Origin of the sequence: Richelia intracellularis HH01 (assembly GCF_000350105.1) — a bacterium.
Classification (GTDB): Bacteria; Cyanobacteriota; Cyanobacteriia; order Cyanobacteriales; family Nostocaceae; genus Richelia; species Richelia intracellularis.
Genome location: NZ_CAIY01000080.1, coordinates 17,727 through 36,384, shown reverse-complemented (window position 1 = coordinate 36,384; position 18,658 = coordinate 17,727). Strand labels below are relative to the sequence as shown.

The 18,658-nt window shown below is 34.0% G+C and carries 12 protein-coding genes and 1 pseudogene; 7 read left to right on the top strand and 6 right to left on the bottom strand.

Annotation, left to right across the window (positions count from 1 at the left end):
• Window positions 1–1,691: 1,691 nt before the first annotated feature.
• Together RINTHH_RS08595 and RINTHH_RS08590 are read right to left on the bottom strand one after the other, a co-directional pair.
• The gene (locus RINTHH_RS08595) at window positions 1,692–2,561 is read right to left on the bottom strand and encodes a fructosamine kinase family protein (RefSeq protein ID WP_008235477.1); all 870 of its coding nucleotides are present in this window, start codon (window positions 2,559–2,561) and stop codon (window positions 1,692–1,694) included.
• Window positions 2,562–2,967: 406 nt separating this feature from the next.
• Window positions 2,968–4,236, bottom strand: a complete 1,269-nt coding sequence (locus RINTHH_RS08590) for a M16 family metallopeptidase (protein WP_008235476.1) — start codon at window positions 4,234–4,236, stop codon at window positions 2,968–2,970.
• 802 nt (window positions 4,237–5,038) lie between these two features.
• On the opposite strand from RINTHH_RS08590, the gene RINTHH_RS08585 reads away from it, so the two are divergent.
• A complete protein-coding gene (locus tag RINTHH_RS08585) occupies window positions 5,039–5,362 on the top strand; it encodes a phasin family protein (protein ID WP_008226944.1) in 324 nt (107 codons plus the stop codon).
• Between the two features lie 82 nt (window positions 5,363–5,444).
• Complete coding sequence (locus tag RINTHH_RS08580; protein WP_008235472.1) at window positions 5,445–5,972, top strand: FKBP-type peptidyl-prolyl cis-trans isomerase; 528 nt, start codon at window positions 5,445–5,447, stop codon at window positions 5,970–5,972.
• Window positions 5,973–7,530: 1,558 nt separating this feature from the next.
• On the opposite strand, the gene RINTHH_RS08575 is transcribed toward RINTHH_RS08580, so the two are convergent.
• Together RINTHH_RS08575 and RINTHH_RS08570 are read right to left on the bottom strand one after the other, a co-directional pair.
• A complete protein-coding gene (locus RINTHH_RS08575) occupies window positions 7,531–8,124 on the bottom strand; it encodes an ATP-dependent Clp protease proteolytic subunit (RefSeq protein WP_008235470.1) in 594 nt (197 codons plus the stop codon).
• Between the two features lie 77 nt (window positions 8,125–8,201).
• Window positions 8,202–8,864, bottom strand: coding sequence for an ATP-dependent Clp protease proteolytic subunit (locus RINTHH_RS08570; protein ID WP_008235469.1), 663 nt, complete (start codon window positions 8,862–8,864; stop codon window positions 8,202–8,204).
• Window positions 8,865–9,476: 612 nt separating this feature from the next.
• Between RINTHH_RS08570 and RINTHH_RS08565 the strand changes: the two genes are divergently transcribed.
• Window positions 9,477–10,751, top strand: coding sequence for a vWA domain-containing protein (locus tag RINTHH_RS08565; RefSeq protein WP_008235468.1), 1,275 nt, complete (start codon window positions 9,477–9,479; stop codon window positions 10,749–10,751).
• 1,218 nt (window positions 10,752–11,969) lie between these two features.
• On the opposite strand, the gene RINTHH_RS08560 is transcribed toward RINTHH_RS08565, so the two are convergent.
• Both RINTHH_RS08560 and RINTHH_RS08555 read right to left on the bottom strand, forming a co-directional pair.
• A complete protein-coding gene (locus RINTHH_RS08560; protein ID WP_008235467.1) occupies window positions 11,970–12,377 on the bottom strand; it encodes an EVE domain-containing protein in 408 nt (135 codons plus the stop codon).
• 1,225 nt (window positions 12,378–13,602) lie between these two features.
• Window positions 13,603–13,965 carry a single-stranded DNA-binding protein gene (locus RINTHH_RS08555; RefSeq protein ID WP_044304937.1) on the bottom strand — a complete coding sequence of 121 codons (363 nt, stop codon included), beginning with the start codon at window positions 13,963–13,965 and terminating at the stop codon, window positions 13,603–13,605.
• Between the two features lie 768 nt (window positions 13,966–14,733).
• On the opposite strand from RINTHH_RS08555, the gene RINTHH_RS08550 reads away from it, so the two are divergent.
• The 4 genes and pseudogenes from RINTHH_RS08550 (at window position 14,734) to ribD (ending at window position 18,658) form a co-directional block, all read left to right on the top strand.
• Entirely contained in the window at window positions 14,734–15,741 is a 1,008-nt protein-coding gene (locus RINTHH_RS08550; RefSeq protein ID WP_044304945.1) for a rod shape-determining protein, read from the top strand.
• A gap of 63 nt (window positions 15,742–15,804) precedes the next feature.
• A pseudogene (gene mreC / locus RINTHH_RS08545) lies at window positions 15,805–16,598 on the top strand (rod shape-determining protein MreC).
• A gap of 43 nt (window positions 16,599–16,641) precedes the next feature.
• Window positions 16,642–17,286 carry a rod shape-determining protein MreD gene (gene mreD / locus RINTHH_RS08540; protein WP_044304936.1) on the top strand — a complete coding sequence of 215 codons (645 nt, stop codon included), beginning with the start codon at window positions 16,642–16,644 and terminating at the stop codon, window positions 17,284–17,286.
• Window positions 17,287–17,485: 199 nt separating this feature from the next.
• Window positions 17,486–18,658, top strand: a complete 1,173-nt coding sequence (gene ribD, locus RINTHH_RS08535; RefSeq protein ID WP_044304935.1) for a bifunctional diaminohydroxyphosphoribosylaminopyrimidine deaminase/5-amino-6-(5-phosphoribosylamino)uracil reductase RibD — start codon at window positions 17,486–17,488, stop codon at window positions 18,656–18,658.

The following is an 18,658-nucleotide window of genomic DNA, read 5'->3' as shown; positions in this document are numbered from 1 at the left end:
CCAAAATCAATTATAAGAAAGATGACTATAATAACAGTCTCATAATTTATACTGTTAATATCTACTATACAAGTAAATAATGGTTTCTAACTGTAATAACGCAGAATAAATAAACGAAAAAACTGTTTCTTCCCAACAAATAGCTTAAATTTATACCATACTGGGAAATTTTAACTTGATAAATATACTAACTGAGCAACGACTTAATTTAAAAATTATTTACTATGTAAAAAGCTAAAAATAATAAAAGTAAAAATCCATTATTCATAAGTAAATTCAAATCGCCGCTATTAATTTCTGCTTGAGTGGCTTCTTATCCAAGAAATTAGTGTAAATTTCATACTATCAATAATAGTATGAATAGCCGAATAATTAAATATGTTAAACATCTTAGTATCTTGCATAAAGTATCCAACTATATTTTCCCATAAACTGCCTTTCTTATAACAGTTTTATATTCATAATAGTTCCAATATCCACTGCTAGCAAATTACTGAATTACCATCTAAAATTCCTTGTGAACATGAAGTTATATCTAATCAATAAGATTATTATTCATTAATTTTAAATCTCAAATATATCCCCATATAATAAAATTTGGTATTTATTGGATTAAGTTTTCCATGAATATAAAAAATCTTGTTTGTGATCATAAATATAGAAATCAAAATCAATATTTTATTCTTTAAGCCCGCTGTTCATAATAATCAGCAGCTGTAAGATAGAAATAAGTCAAATATTTGCGGTAGCTTAAGTAAGATTATTAACTAGATAAATATGACCAAATACATTTGGAGCCCAAGTCATTTGTAATTTGGTAGGAGTTGATGTGGTCTATTAACTCGCAGTATTTGAAGCATACTAGTGCCAACCGTTTCATTATTGCAGGTTCCTAAGAAATAACTACTAGTTTTCATAATAACTTAACTCCAACAGATAGTTGACTCAATTGTGTCTAAAGACTGCAGAGAATTGAAAACTATGTTACAAGTTTTGCTTTATATGTATATTCTTAATCATTGATAGTTCTGCCTATTATTATCTATCAAGTTTATCTTGCTAAAGCAGAAATTACTGCGATGGATTTTGCTATACAATGGGGAATTATTATAACCACTGCAAAGTCGTCGAGATATTGTCTTAATTATTTACTACTGATCATGACCAACGTTTAACTTCTGCTAAGAAAATCTTATGGTCAGATGAGTATCCGGAAGTAATATAATTTTTTTTTGATATCTGCATCATTAAAATAATGCTCGTGATTTCTACATTTAAAACATAGCATAGAAATAGCTGCAAGAAATTATATGCAGAACCATTTAGCAGGAGAGTTTGTAGTAATTACTAAACAAAAAATAATTCCATCTGACATATTGGGATTATCTAATCAGCCATTGGGTATAGGGTTTTAGTAATAGTTTAGGTGATTTAATTCTACTATCTCGTTATGACCAGGTTTATAATTAGCAATTTATCTTGTAAGGATATTATCTTGGAGGTATTAATTGAAGAATCAATCGTGCTGAAGTGCTAATATATTTTATTACTTTATTATTTCTATAATATCAACTCTAAATTTAGATGAGACTTAAACTATCTCCCATCTATTTTAACACTCTATAAAAAGAATTTTAGAGGCTTACCTGGCAGTTTTGAGCCAAGTGCAACTATACTAATTCAACATGTTTTCAGGTTATAATCTGACGAATCATCCTATTAACTTGAGACTCATATCCACCACCAAATAAATTAAAATGATTAATAATATGGTATAGGCCATAAAGAATCCTTCTATTTTTATATCCAGAGTCAAGCATAAAAACCTCGTTATATCCCTGATAGAAATCGCAGGGAAAACCACCAAAAAGTTCTGTCATAGCAATGTCAACTTCACGGTCACCATAATAAGTTGCAGGGTCAAAGACTACTGGTTCCCCATCTATTGTAAAACCAGTATTACCAATCCATAAGTCCCCATGAATAAGAGAAGGCTGTGGTTTATAGTCACCTAGTAGTTTAGGAGTTTTTGCTATTAGCTCCTCTGCTTGGGGAAAATCCCCTCCTCGTTTTATTCCCAGTCTAAATTGGTAACCAAGACGATTTTGGGCATAGAATTCTCCCCAATTATCTGTCCAAGTGTTAATTTGAGGTGTAGAGCCAATAGTATTTTGCATATACCAGCCAAAGCCCTTCTGGGAAATATTGACTTTTTTATGCATTTTTGCTAGGTTTCGCCCCATTTCCATAAATGAGCGACTTTTACGATTTCCCATTGATAAGTATTCCATTACTATGTAGCAGCAATCAGCCGATATGCCAGTACATAGCGGCTTGGGGGTCCGAATAGCACCAGTATCAGATATTTGCTGTAAGCCCAAAGCTTCTGCTTCAAACATGGCAATTTGAGAAGCCTGGTTAACTTTGATAAAGTATGTCTGTTTATCATTATTGACTATGTAGCTTTCATTGACAGACCCACCATCTACTAAACACTTTTGTTCAGATTGAAATCGATTACCAGTTACTCGACTAATATGGGTATCAATGCTATTCCACATTGTCTAAAGTCATATTTTTCTAGTGTTTACTCTTACATACCAAATGATGGTAGCAGTTATTCCATTCCCTACTAAAATTCTGCAAGACAACACAGTCATTTTCCCAGGCTAAAACAATGCTATTTTACAATTGAAATGAGTAAAAAGTCTATTTGTCATTTTTACTTATTTCAACTTGTAGCTTACGTTTTGCAGATATCAAGCGGGAAATGAAGATTTGAGGTATTATTCTGATTTAAATTTAGGGTGTTTTCACTTTCATGATAAATTTGCCTTAGGTCCTTATTTTCAAACTGACAAAAATTTTTACAAAATCTTCTACTATTAGATTCATCCATAACTAAAAGCTTGAAGTCTAGTAAATCCGGACTAACCAAATGTGATGCCATGTCTTATTCTTACTTAATCAATTCCCACTAGGCCTTACCACAACTACGCCATAAGCATCTGGAGATAAGTACATTTGAGCAGCTTGCATTAGGTCCATACTAGTTTGACGGCAAATATTTAGAGGATAATTGAAAGCAGGTTCTAAGTCTCCTATTAGCGATTGATAATAACCATATAAGTTAGCACGGTCACTAGGTTTTTCAGTACCAAAAATAAACTGATTTGCCACTCTGATACTAATGCGTTCAATTTCTGACTTTTGGACCATCCCTGTATGTAATCTGCGAATATTATTTATAATTGCACTCTCTACCAAAGGAATATTCTCTATTTCACATTGGGTGGAAATGTAAAATACTCCCTGGTATCGATTTGTCATATTTCTTACGTAAATATTATTAGCAATTCCCCTTTCTTCCCGTAACTCCATTACTAACCTTGATGTTCTTCCTCTTCCCAAAACCCCAGCCAAAATATCTAGAGCATAAGTTTTATCTAACTGATATATTCCCGGAACCCGCCATAAAATTACTAATCTGGCTTTTTGTAGTCTTTCATCTATAAATTCATTGCGCACAATTTCTGTAAATGGTAATTCTTGCTCCACTTTTGGCAATCTACAACTTCCATTTTCAGTCAGTTTATGAACACATTCCTGTGCAAGAATCTCAATTAAACCTCCCACAGGCAAATTACCTACAGCTACCGCAGTCATGGAAATAGGTTGATACCAATTTTTATAAAAATCTCGCATTTGTTGTGGTTTTAACTGCGAAATTATCTCCTTTGTTCCTAGAATAGGACGTTTGTAAGGTGACCGATTAAATGCAACCTCTATTAACCTTTTAAAGGTGCAATACCGAGTGTTATCTTCAGAACGAAGAATTTCCTCCAAAATCACTAGCCGCTCTTGTTCAAAAGCATTATCTAATATGCTTGCGTTCAGTACTATATCAAATAGCAACGGTGCCAAATCTGCAAAGTCCCTAGGAGCAGTAGTAATGTGGTAGTGGGAATAATCCTGACTAGTAGCCGCATTTGTTACCGCGCCCCTTTCTTCTATACGACGTTCAAATTCACCACTTTCAAGCCTTTCTGTACCCTTGAAAACCATATGCTCTAAAAAGTGGGAGATGCCATTGATATCATCATATTCAACTGCAGAACCAATGTTTACCCACAAGTGCAAACTGACTACTTCTACAGGCACTTGTTCTACTATAATAGTCATGCCATTAAATAGCTTCTCTCGTACAGGTGAACTTATATGAGAGGACTTTAACATGTTTTGATTTCACTGGTAATTGCGTGTGATTTTCCTACTGTTTTTATATCTTCATATAGAGTAATAGTAAATTTTGCCATTATAAAAAAATAAGATATAGTCCTGTCTTGGAAATTAAGTCAGCATTATTTCTTCGAAAAGTGTTTGTATTTTTTATTATTACTCATAAAAATCCTTTAGTCATCAATATCAAAGTCTTGACTGGAATTGAGACTAGATTTTGTAGATTAAATAATCTTACCCAAAGCTAATTAAGTTTTGTAACCAAGACATCAATATTCATAAAGAACCTGACACTATGTAGGTATTATATGGCTTTTCAGGGTTTCCATTGAGTTTGAATAATTCATTGCTGAACCAAATTATTCAATTACTCCAAAAGTCTTGCCAATATATTACCCCCCCAATAATAGCTAGCGACCCAGAGCAATGATCCTGCAGGTGATCATAATAAGCAGTAATTGCTAAATAAGTGATTTGGTATAACTGAGTCAATATGATAATTCCTACTTAGGAAGTTTATAGTAAAAAAGTATAGACCTGGATACAATTTTTACTCATTATCCCTTACTAGAAAATAATTTACAATATGGGATTTTGCCCAGTTATGCTCTTCTCCTAAATACACGAACTATTCCTAAAGTTTTACTTACGAGTAAGTCAATTGGGATTAGGGAACTTGTGAATATGATAGTTGTCAACTTAACATTCCGAACAATTCTTGCTTGTTTCTTAATATAACTTGATTCGCTAGACTTAAGAGCAAGAGTCGGCTAATTATCAAAAATTACAGAAAGGGAGTATGGATAATAATAACTGGATGCAACAATTAGTAATGTTGGGGATTGGGACAACATCACTAGTTATAGACAAACTCAAAGAAGCTAGTGATCAACTGGTCAAAGATGGCAAGCTGGATCCTGAACAGGCTAAAGTAGTAATGGATGACATGGTAGAGCAATTAAAGTTTGAGCAAAGCAACTGGGAAACTCAAATGCAAAGGCAAATGCAAAATATGCTACAAGACTTGGGAGTAGCCCGCCAAAATGAGATGGACGAGTTAAGGGGAAGAATTGATCGATTAGAACATCAAGTTAGAAATTTGGAAAATAAACTTTGGCGTTAGACTAAAGTTGCTAATTTAGATCTAATGTGTCCTACTTACTGATAATCTAATTCTCAAAACACTTCAGTAAGGAGGAGTTATTTTGAAGACAATTTTACTTAATTTTGGCTTAGTGATTGTGTACATGCTAATGTTAATAGCAACACAATTTGTTGGTATACAACAAAAAACTGCCATAGCATTGCAGTTGACTACTACTACGATAACTCCCACTATTGAAGCTGATGAGAATTCCTTAAGTGCCAATAACAAAGATAATAATATGCCTGATACCATTACCACTGCCTCTGGATTAAAATACCAAATTCTTAAAGCAGGAGGAGGTGAACCTCCGAGTATAGGAAAAACAGTTACGGTTCATTATACTGGAACCTTAGAAGATGGAAATAAATTTGACAGCTCCCGCGATCGTGGAACGCCTTTCAGCTTTAAAGTCGGCATAGGACAGGTTATCAAAGGCTGGGATGAGGGAGTCGGAAGTATGAAAGTAGGAGAACTCCGCAAGCTTGTTATACCCCCTGAATTGGGTTATGGCTCCCGTGGTGCTGGTGGTGTTATTCCCCCCAATGCAACCCTCATTTTTGATGTGGAATTGTTAGGCATTAGTTAACACTCGTATTTTGGTTATTGGTTCTACAAAAACTAGCAACCAGTAACCAATAAACGAAGGGCATACTATCTTGAATTGGAAAACTTAATTTGTACAAAGGGAACAAACGAAAGTAAATAATTATTACTCTCTCTACAAATATTTCTAGGCTAGTTTAATTATTGATTTAGTCAGACTGTTATGTCATCTGAGTAGCAGTCGTCAAAACTATTACTAAGTAAAAAAATAATTATGTATAAATTAAGAAAACTTATAGTAAATTTAGTGTAATTTTTAATGTCAATCTAATCCTTAATATATGTGAACTCTATTCTCAGAAGAGTAATTCGAGAGTTTAGCTTGTCATTATGGAATTATTAAGTCTGATAATATTCTCATGATTACTATTGAAGATGCATGTGGTTTTGCCTTTGCTTTATAATTCTATTGAACAGCTTTTACAGACGGACGGGTATTTAACTTCAAATCCCAAAAAACTTATAAACTCTCTAGAGCTTCTGGGAAGTTTTTGGGCCATGATTTTATATTAAATCAACTAGCCTGAATGAACTACTTTGTTAGAGTTTATAACTATAAAACTTACTCAGACAGATGAGTTAAAGAATGTTCTAAAACATCTGATCATATTTTTCTTCATTACTGATTCTAAGCATTCTTGATAAAAAGACTTTATTCTAATATCCTTGCTCATGTTAGCATACCTCATTCACTGGCCTATCAGAGAAGTATTCCTTGTCAGTAGATTTCATTCCTGATAACTGAGTGTTTAGTGTCTACAATATAATGATAAATAGAGAAGTTAGAAATTATGATTGCATATATCGCCCCATTATAAATATGGCGGTCAACCATACTATCTTATACTGTTGAATCACGAAAATTTTCCGAATGGATACTTCAATAATCTGACTTCTTTATACTGGAATATCCTAATAAAACATAACCTCTTCAAGTGATGTGCTGCAAAATTTTCTGTATGGGCCACTCTATTGCTAAACTGTATTCAGAATCAATCAAAATATCTAGACAAAATTAATTAATAAAAAGTAAGCTCTATACCCACGAAATAAATTCACTACTCCAAAAATATTTGTATGACTTTGAGGTTTTATAAGTTTTCCTATTTCATTATCTTCAATTAATAGGTTATTTTAAGGTAATAGTTATTCCTAATAGCTTTTTAGGCTTTTGATTATGACTTAATAATTCAGTATTAGATATTTATTTTACCTTGTAGTAAATAATACAAAACATCACCTGCCTAAGTAACTGATTAATAATATGTTCAACAATGTGAAATCATAATCCGGACGTCCAAATTATAAGTTTCCTTAAATAAATATATTTCAGATATGATTATGATTGGAATATATCTATTCTTGCCTCATTAGTTAGATGCAAATTACACATGCTGGGAAATAGAAGCCGCTTATTAAAACCGGACAACCGACTGGCGGCCTCTATTACTGTTTCCTTTGTTTTTTCTTTTCCCTTTTAGTACAGCCGGCAACAGTTTGATTTGGGCTCTTATTATAACCCAACTAAAAACCAATTCGTTTTAAGCACGTTCTTCAATTACCTTGTCAATCAGGCCATATTCCAGGGCTTCCTGGGCAGACATGAAAAAGTCACGATCCATGTCCTTCTCAATCTTTGATAAAAGCTGCCCTGTGTTCTGAGAATAGATTTTGTTGAGTTGGTGACGGATGCGGAGAATCTCTCTGGCTTCAATCTCAATGTCGGTTGCCTGCCCACGAGTACCACCAGAAGGTTGGTGAATCATAATTCTGGAGTGAGGTAATGCTAAACGTTTACCTTTATTCCCAGCGGCCAAGAGAAAAGAGCCCATAGAGGCAGCTAAACCAACACAAATAGTTACTACGTTAGACTTAACATGTTGCATAGTATCATAAATTGCCATGCCGGATGTAACCATGCCACCAGGGGAGTTTATATATAAATAAATATCCTTACCTGGATCTTCTGAATCTAGATACAGCATGACTGCAATAATTTGATTGGCAATTTCGTCATCAACATCACGTCCTAAGAAAATAATCCGTTCTCTATACAAACGATTATAGATATCAATCCACTGAGTGTATTGTTCTCCCGGCATCCGATAGGGAACTTTAGGAACACCTATAGGCATTTTAGTGACTCCGTTTTTAATTTGTAGTGGCGTCTGTAAATTTACAACACAGTAAGTTGCACTCGAAAATCGATTTTCTAGAGAATGTTAGCAGAAACATTATTTTCCATTTCTGTCTTATTTTCAAAAACTCTATCAATTAATCCATAATCTACGGCTTGGTGAGGACTCATGTAAAAGATTCGGTCCATATCCTTTTCAATTTTCTCCCGTTCTTGCCCTGTAGTTTGGGACAAAATGTCTAAAATGGTTCTCTTATTAGATAAGACTTCCTTTGCACGAATTTGGATATCTGTGGCTTGTCCTTGAGCATAGCTTTTAGGCTGATGTATAACAATTGTAGAATTGGGTAAACTAGCACGGCAACCTTTGGTCCCAGCACTAAGGAGCATGGCTGACATGCCCATTGCCATGCCAATACAAATGGTGTGTACGGGGGGATGAATATATTTTAGAGTGTCGTAGATTGCAAAAGCTTCTGTTTCAAATCCAACAGGATCACCACTATGGCCAGATGTACCAGTGGAGTTAATGTAAATTTTGATTGGTTTTTCGGGATCATCAGACTGCAAAAAAAGCAATTCTGCAATAATTAACTCAGTGACAGCTGGCACCAGTGGCATACCCAAATAGACAATACGCTCTTTGAGTAATAGCGAGGGTAAATCCGGAGGAGGTGTGCGAGTAAAATTATCGCCGTAGTAAGGAGCTTGAACAGCTTTGATGGGGAAGGTATCCATAGCAACTGTTGTCTGATATTTATGCCGTTAACTGTAATACATAGTAGCGTGATGATAGCCTAAATGGGGTGTGGTTATTTCCCTAATTCTTACTTATGCTGATAACTGAAGTTTAAAGTGAATTTCAGGTTTCCAGGAAAATTAGTCAAAATCAATTGGGGCTTGGAAGTCAGACATAAAAATTTATAAAGTATTTGGGGTATTTACAGAATTATTAATTTTCTGTATTTCTTTTGGGCTCAAGCAATTTAGGACTAGAATAAACCATTCAGAAAGTCTTACAAGGGATTAATTCCCTCAAAATTTTGATTCAAGAAAATTACCTTGCAGATGATTATAATCCTCATATGGAAATAGTTTAAATAGTGAAGTTAATGTAGTAGTTATTTCTTAGTACAATTCTGAAAATATTAAATTAGTCTAAAGTCTAGTAATTAAAGAAAAGGAATAATTAAGTGATACAGGAACTAAGAATTACTGATGTAAATCTGGGAACATAAAAATCTCAGTTATTGATGTATCTGTCAGTAGAAATTTTTCTGCAGACTAGATACTTATACTAGAAATTATTTATAACTAAATTATTTTGTTGTGATTTGGGTACTTGTGGTTATGAAGGTTAGTTTACAGGCAAATTTTAATGACAGCAATGTAGATGCCAATCAGTTAAATAATCAACGCCAATTAGAGGTTTCTATTTCTGTGAATATAGGACAGACGGATAAAAATGTGCCACTTAATTTATGCTTAGTATTAGACCATAGTGCTTCAATGAATGGTAAACCATTGGAAATGGTCAAAAGGGCTGCCATTGGTTTGGTGGATCGACTTAAGGAAGGCGACCGTTTGAGTATAGTAGCTTTCGATCATCGTGCCAAAGTATTAATACCCAACCAAATCCTAGAGAATCCAGAATGGACAAAGCAACAGATTGCCTATTTGTCTGCCGATGGAGGAACTGCAATTGATGAAGGGTTACGCTTGGGAATTGAGCAATTAGCAAAAGGAAAACAAGAAAATATTTCTCAAGTATTTTTATTAACTGATGGTGAAAATGAACATGGTGATAACAATCGCTGTTTAAAGCTTGCCCAATTGGCTGCAAATCATAATTTAACTTTAAACGCCCTAGGGTTTGGTGACCATTGGAACCAAGATATACTAGAAAGAATCGCAGATACATCTGGTGGTACATTATCCTATATTCAACGACCTGATGAAGCAATAGAGGCTTTTAATCGCTTATTTAAGCGTGCTCAGTCCATAGGTTTAACTAATGCTCATCTATTATTTCAACTCATGCCTAATGTACGATTAGCTAAATTAAAACCCATTGCCCAAGTATCTCCAGATACTATTGAACTGCCTATTCAACTAGAAGCAAACGGTCGCTTTTCAGTGCGTTTAGGAGATTTAATGCTGGATACAGAACGGGTAGTATTGGCCAATTTATATATGGGCAAATTGCCTGTAGGAAAACAAGCAATTACAAATTTACAAATTAAGTATAGTGATCCGGCACAAAATTATACAGGTTTATATTCTGAAAATATGCCCGTTTACATGGAAGTTCAGGAAGTTTATAAGCCTAGACTAAACTCCAATGTACAAAAGTCGATTTTGATATTGGCTAAGTACCGTCAAACTCAGTTAGCAGAAGCTAAATTGCAAAAAGGTGATCATGCAGGTGCTGTAACTATGTTACATACTGCTGCTAAGACAGCACTACAAATGGGTGATAATAGTGCTGCCACAGTCTTACAGACGTCTGCTACCCGTCTGCAAATGGGAGAGAAACTATCGGAAACAGATCGCAAAAGAACATATATCGTTTCCAAAACAATATTACAAGATTTTAACCATGATATAAATAAGTCTGTAAATTAGTTATTTTGGTGGGCGATTTTGGACATCATAAATATACTGTTAAAGGCTTTATTATTCTGCTTACCAAGCTTAGCAGATAAATAAATTAAAAATCCTAATAAGTAAATCCTGATTATTTTGCTGATTCGTAAATATCCCATCTAGCCCATTTACAAACTGGCTTTTTTCTTGGGAAATTTTTTTATAGATTATTTTTTTCAAAAAATAGTGAAAATATTGCTAGCACCGTCCATAAAATAGAAAATGGATAGTAATTCAATCAACTTATTGTAAGTATACAATAAGTTGATTGAATTACTATTGCATTAATCAAAAATATACCTGTTTATACACTAAACTAGACAATTAGAAATAGTTTATACCTCTTATAATATAGTTGTATTCTTTTACAAATACAGACTAAGATTTATTTAATAATAATGATGTTAATTTTTATAACTTGGTAAGTGATAAATAATTCAGGATTTAACTCATGAAGTTTAACTTAGCTCTAACTATTTTAGCACCCATTATATTTACTTAGTCACAGCTGGTACAAAGATAGCTAAATTCTTAGCTCCTTATGAAAGAAGGTCAAAGAATGGTAGTAATTTCTCAACAATAATCACCCAATAACAATTGAGCCTACCTAATGCAAGTTATTTCTAGTGTAGGTTATCCTTCAATCAGTACAGAGTCTTTAAAATAGTAAATAGGGCCATTGATATCACAGAATCCACTTGTCTTTTTGACATATTCATTCAGGTAATAGTTAGTTATTTTGCTTGTAACATTTCTTAAATTCACCAAATTCAGGTCTGAATTTTACTGAATATCAACCCAAAACTATCCTATTAGGAAAATATATTAATAAAGTAAAAAAATGGAGGTAATTACCCTCAAATACAAATGCTTTTAAGTTAAAAATGGGGTTAAATTCCGTGGTATATATATTTCGCTGAAGATAATCTTATTGATGATAAAAATTGATCCAGATATTATTTCATATATCAACAGATATAACTGGACTGTCGTGAAGATAAGATAGTCATTAGCTAAATACAGCTAAGACTAAAAAAATAGGAAGCTCACATACAGAATGAAAATATATAGAAGTACAAATACTGGATAATATATACTCGATCATTCTATTTAGTAGTGTTTTCATAAAAGAGTGCAAAGAAAAAAAATTAGTATATTTAGTATCCTTTCCTTACACAATTAATGATGTTAAGTAATTTACCCATTGGCCATTTCCTGTAAACGTTGCCAGTAAGGTACAGAAACAGGAACTATAGATAACCTCGGTAATTTAACCAAATCAAATCCGGCAAAGTATTCATCCTGTTTAATTTGCTTTAGATGTATGGGGTTACATATTCTATTTCCTACTTTGACTTGAATTACTAACAGCTTGGGATCGTCTAAAGTGGGGTTAGGATATGGTAAACTAACTATTTCTGCAGTACCAACTATTTTCCTTTCTTTTCCGGTATGATAAATTAAGGCAGTATCCCCTATTTTCATAGTTCGTAAATATTTGAGTGCTAAAGCATTACTTATCCCATCCCATACAGTTATTCCTTCATTTACTAAATTATCATAGGAATATTCGTTAGGTTCTGTTTTCATTAACCAATAAGCCATAAAATTAATCCCCTTGATAAAATTAAAACTGGCTTCAATACAAAACAATCATAAACTTAATTAGATAATTGTATTTATCTAACTACAAGAATTTATCGTCTAGCATATTTTTTCAGATAGTAGTCACATATACTACTATTAAGTAAGTTTTGACTTTTGTCTATCTGTGATTGGTATATGGATTTAGCAATGTATTAGGCTTTTTCACTACCTATAATACTTTAATAAATGAAAAGAAGATTTCCTGCATGCTCGCTCTAAACTTATGGGGACAAGAGTCATAATGATTGCTAATAAATTGTTGTAGGGTACTAAAGACAGATTTTACAGTACAAATAAAAATATCTGTAGATGAGATAACTAAAGAAAACTATATAAGGGAATTATAAACTACTGATTTTAGATGAAATACATTTCACATGGATTGTGATAGTATCTTAACTAGTATTATTTGGTAGATGACTAGAATGCTAATGAATTTAACTAGCTTATGTATTAGGGATCAGGGTTTATAAAAATTCATGGATAAAGTTATCAAAGTTAGAGTAACACAAATTCATGAGTGAAGCAGCTTGGAAATAACTCAGGTTTTAAGTTTAAATTTTGCAACACCATTTTATTGCTAGGTCTATTTTTAATTGATATTCATAATTTAATAATCGTGAATATCAAAAGTTTGAATAAAATCCTTAAAGCAATTACGAAAAAATACTAATCTCTGTAATATAAGATTTGATTCTGACAAAAGAAACTTTACATTCACAAGCCATGTCTTCTTACCTGAAATCTCAATCTATATTCTTATATTTTCGGTAAATTTGCTATATTGAAGTTTTTCACAAGTAAAAAGGCTCAACAATTATTTTTCTAGATCTGTGGAGTTTTATACAATAAGTTTAAATACATGTATAAATAATTAATTTCACTCACTAAAATACTATAATGAACTATAAGATTTAGTAATGAGGAGAAAAAAATAAATTATTAAATTAATTCTGGATCTAAAGTTTTTCTGAATCCTTAGTTCTAATGCTATATCATCATTTTAACTCAGAAAATATGGAGAAATATCATACCTGATGGCAAGCAACTGTGCACCTATATATTAGATATAAACTCTATAATGATGACCAACAAAGGAATGCTAATTGTTTAGAAATAGAGGTCGGCCAGAAACCAAAAGACATAATTCCTGGCTAGAAACTATTCAGTAGTTTATTTAATTTTAAAAGTTATTGGAACTACTATCCATTATTGCAGTTTCAGTGTCTTTTCTTGAGCCTAATAACTCTAGTTGATCTACTACAATAACTGGTTTGGAACGCTTTACTCCTGTATTTCTATCACTCCAAGAGTCGAATTTCAATGAACCTTTGACTCCTATCTGCTTGCCCTTCCGGACGTAGGTTCCAGCTATTTCTGCAGTTTTACCCCACAGTTCTAATTCAAACCAGTCAGGTTCATCACTGTTGCGTGTTTTACGATTTACGGCTAATGTCAATCTACACTTAACGCTGCCCGACTCAAAATACTTCATATCGGGATCATTGCCAACACGACCAACTAAAGTAACAACATTAATACTCATAAATACACTACGGAAAAAGAGCGTTAAAACTTATAGATAAATTCTAAAGTATAGTTGTATTTGTTGAAACTAAATTATGGGGTAGTAAATTGCAAATTTGCATTATCGTAGAATACGACTGTTTTTTTATAAGATAGTAATTAATACAAAGTTAGTTGCTATATCGGAAAAATACACCTAAAATTCTCCGCCAGATTAAACAGGCAAATATTAAGAGTAAATTTATTTAGTTAAATCTATTCAGATATATTCTGTGGCAATGGTAATATCGGATTCAAATACCAAGGTAGAGTAGGGCAATCCTACTGCAATCGTGTAGATAAATTTGACTACTAACGAATATTTAATGATAAATAATGGAAATTACACTTGACAATAACATAGAAATCAGTAGGCTTCACAAATAAATGGAGTTATATAACCTCAAGCCAAACTATAAATTATTGGAGATTAGCCTCATTATTTCAATGCCATGCTAATTTATAGTTATTCCCCTTATTGCATGATAATTAATAATTTATATTTAAAACCTATTCATGGATATAATTTCCTCTTGAAAATACTTCTAGTGTTTAAAACATAAAATCAGACGAATAACATACTAAATGTTATCTAGTCAATAAACCCGTTGACTAGACTCATGATGATAAACATAATACAATCTAGCCACATTATTATTTATTTAAGACACCAGCTAGGATTTGCATATAGTAGGTGGGGGCAAAGGGGAGCGTGGGAATTTTTAGTAGGTTTTCATTATCGCGGGATATAGGTATCGATCTTGGTACTGCCAACACCTTGGTGTATGTATCGGGCAAAGGTATTGTACTGCAAGAGCCTTCTGTTGTGGCAATCAATAATATTGAAAAAAGAGTCATTGCAGTCGGAACAGAGGCAAAAAAGATGTTAGGGCGTACACCAAAGAATGTGATGGCTTTAAGACCATTAAAAGATGGAGTAATCGCTGACTTTGACTCTGCAGAAGTTATGCTCAAACACTTCATTAATAAGGCGAACGAGGGGAAATCTTTAGTATTACCCAGAATTTTAATTGGTATTCCTAGTGGTATTACAGGAGTAGAGAAACGAGCTGTTATGGATGCAGCCGTTCATGCGGGGGCAAGAGAAGTATATTTAATTGATGAACCAATTGCAGCAGCAATTGGTGCAGGCTTACCGGTAGTAGAACCGACCGGAAATATGATTATTGATATTGGTGGTGGTACTACCGAGGTTGCAGTTCTTAGTTTACAAGGTACAGTTCTAAGTGAGTCGGTGCGTATAGCCGGAGATGAACTGACTGAATCTATTTCTCAATACATAAAAAAGGTACATAATCTGGTGATTGGAGAAAGTACCGCAGAGGAGATTAAAATCCGTATTGGTTCAGCCTATCCTACACGTGATGATGATGAGGCTGTTATGGAAGTTCGAGGTTTACACTTACTTTCCGGTTTACCACGTACTGTCATTCTCAAAAAGCCAGAAATTCGGGATAGTATGTCAGAACCAATTTGTGCAATTATTGAAACCGTCAAAAAGACTCTGGAAAAAACACCCCCAGAACTTGCTGCTGATATTATTGATCGTGGTATTATCCTAGCTGGTGGTGGAGCCCTAATGAAAGGGTTAGATACATTGATTAGTCATGAAACTGGAATTATCACCCATGTTGCTGCTGATCCCCTCATTTGTGTTGCATTAGGTACGGGTAGATTACTAGAAAACTTTCAACAGTTAGAAAAAGTTTTCAGTGGACTTTCCCGTCAAACATGAGAATATACGAACTAGATAAATTAAATATACTTAGAACTCAAACTAGAATTAACTTAAATATATATGTTTACAGTGCGTCATTATAGTTGGGAGCGTAAAAGTCTAAAAATTATCGTGATTGCTGTGATTCTTAGTAGTTCTTGGCTGGTTAGAGAAACACAGGGCGCAGCCATATTAGAGTTTTATTTGGGACTTAGTAACCAGTTGCAAACATTACATTCTCAACCATACACAAAAAACACTTTAAAAAATTCTAAGGTTCTAGAATTAGAAACTCGAATTTTAGACTTAGAAAATCAAAACCAAAACTTAAAAAATTATTATCTTATACAGAAAACAATCCTACTAAATCAAAACCAATTCTCTCTAGGGTGATTGGTCGTAGTGCTGATAATTGGTGGCAACAAGTAATCCTAAATCGAGGTAGTACAGTAGGTATAGAGATAGGAGGAATTGTCAAGGCAGAAGGAGGTTTAGTTGGTATTGTAGATAGTGTAACTCCTAATACAAGCCGTATTCTACTAATTACTGATACAAAAAGCACAATTGGTGTGAATATTTCTCGTACTGGTAGTAAGGGGGTGTTACGGGGTAACGCTTCTAGGGAGGCCATATTAGAATTTTATGAAAAGGTCCCAAGTGTAAAGATCGGTGATTCTATCACAACATCTGTCTATAGTAGTAAATTCCCTTCGGGATTGCCTATTGGTAAGGTAAGGTCCCTAGATTTGAATAAATTACCAGTATCCATTGCCAAAGTTGACCTATTTCCATCTATTAGTTCTTTAGATTGGGTAGGGGTACATCCAAAACCAGCCAAACGGCTTTCCGAGAATTCATTCTCTTCAGAGAAATGACCAAACAAGTGAAATTCAGAGAAGTTAGGGTGTCTGAAATATCATGAATATTAGAGAATTTTGGGTTTACAAAAGAAAACAGTTATCTCCATCACCACACAAAAGCAAATCCAAAAAGAATAGCTATATTCCTCACCTTATAGATTGGCATCCACGAGTACTGCAGGTCTTAGATTGGGGTGTGACATTTTCTACTGTAGTTTTATCCTTATTAATGTTATTAACTAGATTTCCGGGTATGGAATTGTTGGAGATTGGACCTAATTGGTTGTTAATTTGGGTTGTAGCCTGGAGCATCAAGCGTTCAGCATTAGAAAGTACTTTAGCTGGTATTGTTTTGGGATTACTACAAGACGCTATAACTTTCCCTAATCCTACCCATACCTTGGGTCTAGGTTTGGTAGGAATAACTACTAGTTTATTTCAGAAAAGGCGATTTATTCAAGAAGATTTTATTTCTATTGCCTTAATTGTATTTGGTATGTCAGTTTTAACAGAAACAATTTTTGCTTTCCAATTGATTTTTGTTGGTGACCGCAACCCAAAAGAAATTTGGACTCATTATCAAAAAATAGTCTTGGCTTCTGCAATTCTTAGTAGCCTCTGGGCCCCTGTAGTATATTACCCTCTAAATTGTTGGTGGCAAAAGCTCAGGTCAGTTCAAATAGCAATTTCAACCAAATTATAGATTTCATTTTATGAACTATACAAATATTTTTTTCCTACAGTAGTATTGGTGAATTAAAATTGACGACTTAAGTTGAAATAGTAGAGTGTAAAATCACTGAAATGATAAAATAATAAGGGATGATGAGTGAAGAGACTTATTGGGGGTTGAAAACCTCTTGTTTGCCTTGACTCCTAAGTTTATTTAGATTGGGCAAATCATGTATAATTCCCCATTTATAGCTACACAAGATATATCTATAAGTAGCAGTCATAAAAATTCGGATACACCAATACAACCAGTAGTGGGAACTGAGTTTGACAGGGAAATAATGCAAAGATGTTTGCAATTAGCTCGTCTGGTTGTGGGCTATACATCTCCTAATCCCCTAGTAGGTGCAGTAGTTGTTAAAGATGGAAAAATTGTGGGAGAAGGGTTTCATCCAGGAGCAGGAGAACCCCATGCCGAGGTATTTGCCCTGAGAGATGCTGGGGAACAGGCTCGTGGCGCAACTGTTTATGTTAATTTGGAACCTTGCAATCACTATGGTAGAACTCCTCCTTGTTCAGAAGCTTTAATTAAAGCAGGAGTCGCAAAAGTGGTCGTGGGAATGGTAGATCCTAACCCTTTAGTTTCTGGAAGGGGAATTGCCAAGTTACAAGCTGCAGGGGTTGATGTATTGACTGGCGTAGAAGAAGCAGATTGCCGCCTATTAAACGAGGGTTTTATCCATCGTGTTCTTTACCATAAACCTTTTGGTATTTTGAAATATGCCATGACTTTAGATGGGAAAATTGCAACTAGCAGTGGCCATAGTACCTGGGTAACAAACGATGCTACCCGTCAAGCTGTACATCGATTGCGGTCTGCCTGTGATGCTGTAATTATTGGTGGAAATACGGTGAGACAAGACAATCCGCATTTAACCAATCATGGACAAGGTAATCATAGTCCTCTGCGGGTAGTCATGAGTCGTCATTTAAATTTACCAAGCAGTGCTAATCTATGGAATACAGATAATGCACAGACAGTTGTATTAACTAAAGTAGGAGCTAATCCTGAATTTCAAGCCTTATTATATAGACAAGGTGTAGAAGTAGTGGAATTGGAGCCCCTAACTCCCAACCAAGTAATGACTTATTTTTATAATCGCGGTTTTTGTAAAGTATTATGGGAGTGTGGAGGTATATTAGCAGCTAATGCAATAGCTCAAGGCGCAGTACAAAAAGTCTTGGCATTTATTGCACCTAAAATAATTGGTGGTGTTAAAGCACCTGGGCCTGTGGGTAATTTGGGTTTTGCTACTATGAATGAGGCTCTATCACTACAATGCGCAGAAATGCATGTGATCGGTTCTGATTTTTTGATTACGGGTTATTTACCAAAACATTAG

Bases quoted from the DNA above. Each gene is read 5' to 3' on its own strand.
- RINTHH_RS08595 (WP_008235477.1), bottom strand. From the start codon at position 2,561: ATGTGGAATAGCATTGATACCCATATTAGTCGAGTAACTGGTAATCGA.
- RINTHH_RS08590 (WP_008235476.1), bottom strand. From the start codon at position 4,236: ATGTTAAAGTCCTCTCATATAAGTTCACCTGTACGAGAGAAGCTATTT.
- RINTHH_RS08585 (WP_008226944.1), top strand. From the start codon at position 5,039: ATGGATAATAATAACTGGATGCAACAATTAGTAATGTTGGGGATTGGG.
- RINTHH_RS08575 (WP_008235470.1), bottom strand. From the start codon at position 8,124: ATGCCTATAGGTGTTCCTAAAGTTCCCTATCGGATGCCGGGAGAACAA.
- RINTHH_RS08570 (WP_008235469.1), bottom strand. From the start codon at position 8,864: ATGGATACCTTCCCCATCAAAGCTGTTCAAGCTCCTTACTACGGCGAT.
- RINTHH_RS08565 (WP_008235468.1), top strand. From the start codon at position 9,477: ATGAAGGTTAGTTTACAGGCAAATTTTAATGACAGCAATGTAGATGCC.
- RINTHH_RS08560 (WP_008235467.1), bottom strand. From the start codon at position 12,377: ATGGCTTATTGGTTAATGAAAACAGAACCTAACGAATATTCCTATGAT.
- RINTHH_RS08555 (WP_044304937.1), bottom strand. From the start codon at position 13,965: ATGAGTATTAATGTTGTTACTTTAGTTGGTCGTGTTGGCAATGATCCC.
- mreD (WP_044304936.1), top strand. From the start codon at position 16,642: ATGAATATTAGAGAATTTTGGGTTTACAAAAGAAAACAGTTATCTCCA.
- ribD (WP_044304935.1), top strand. From the start codon at position 17,486: ATGTATAATTCCCCATTTATAGCTACACAAGATATATCTATAAGTAGC.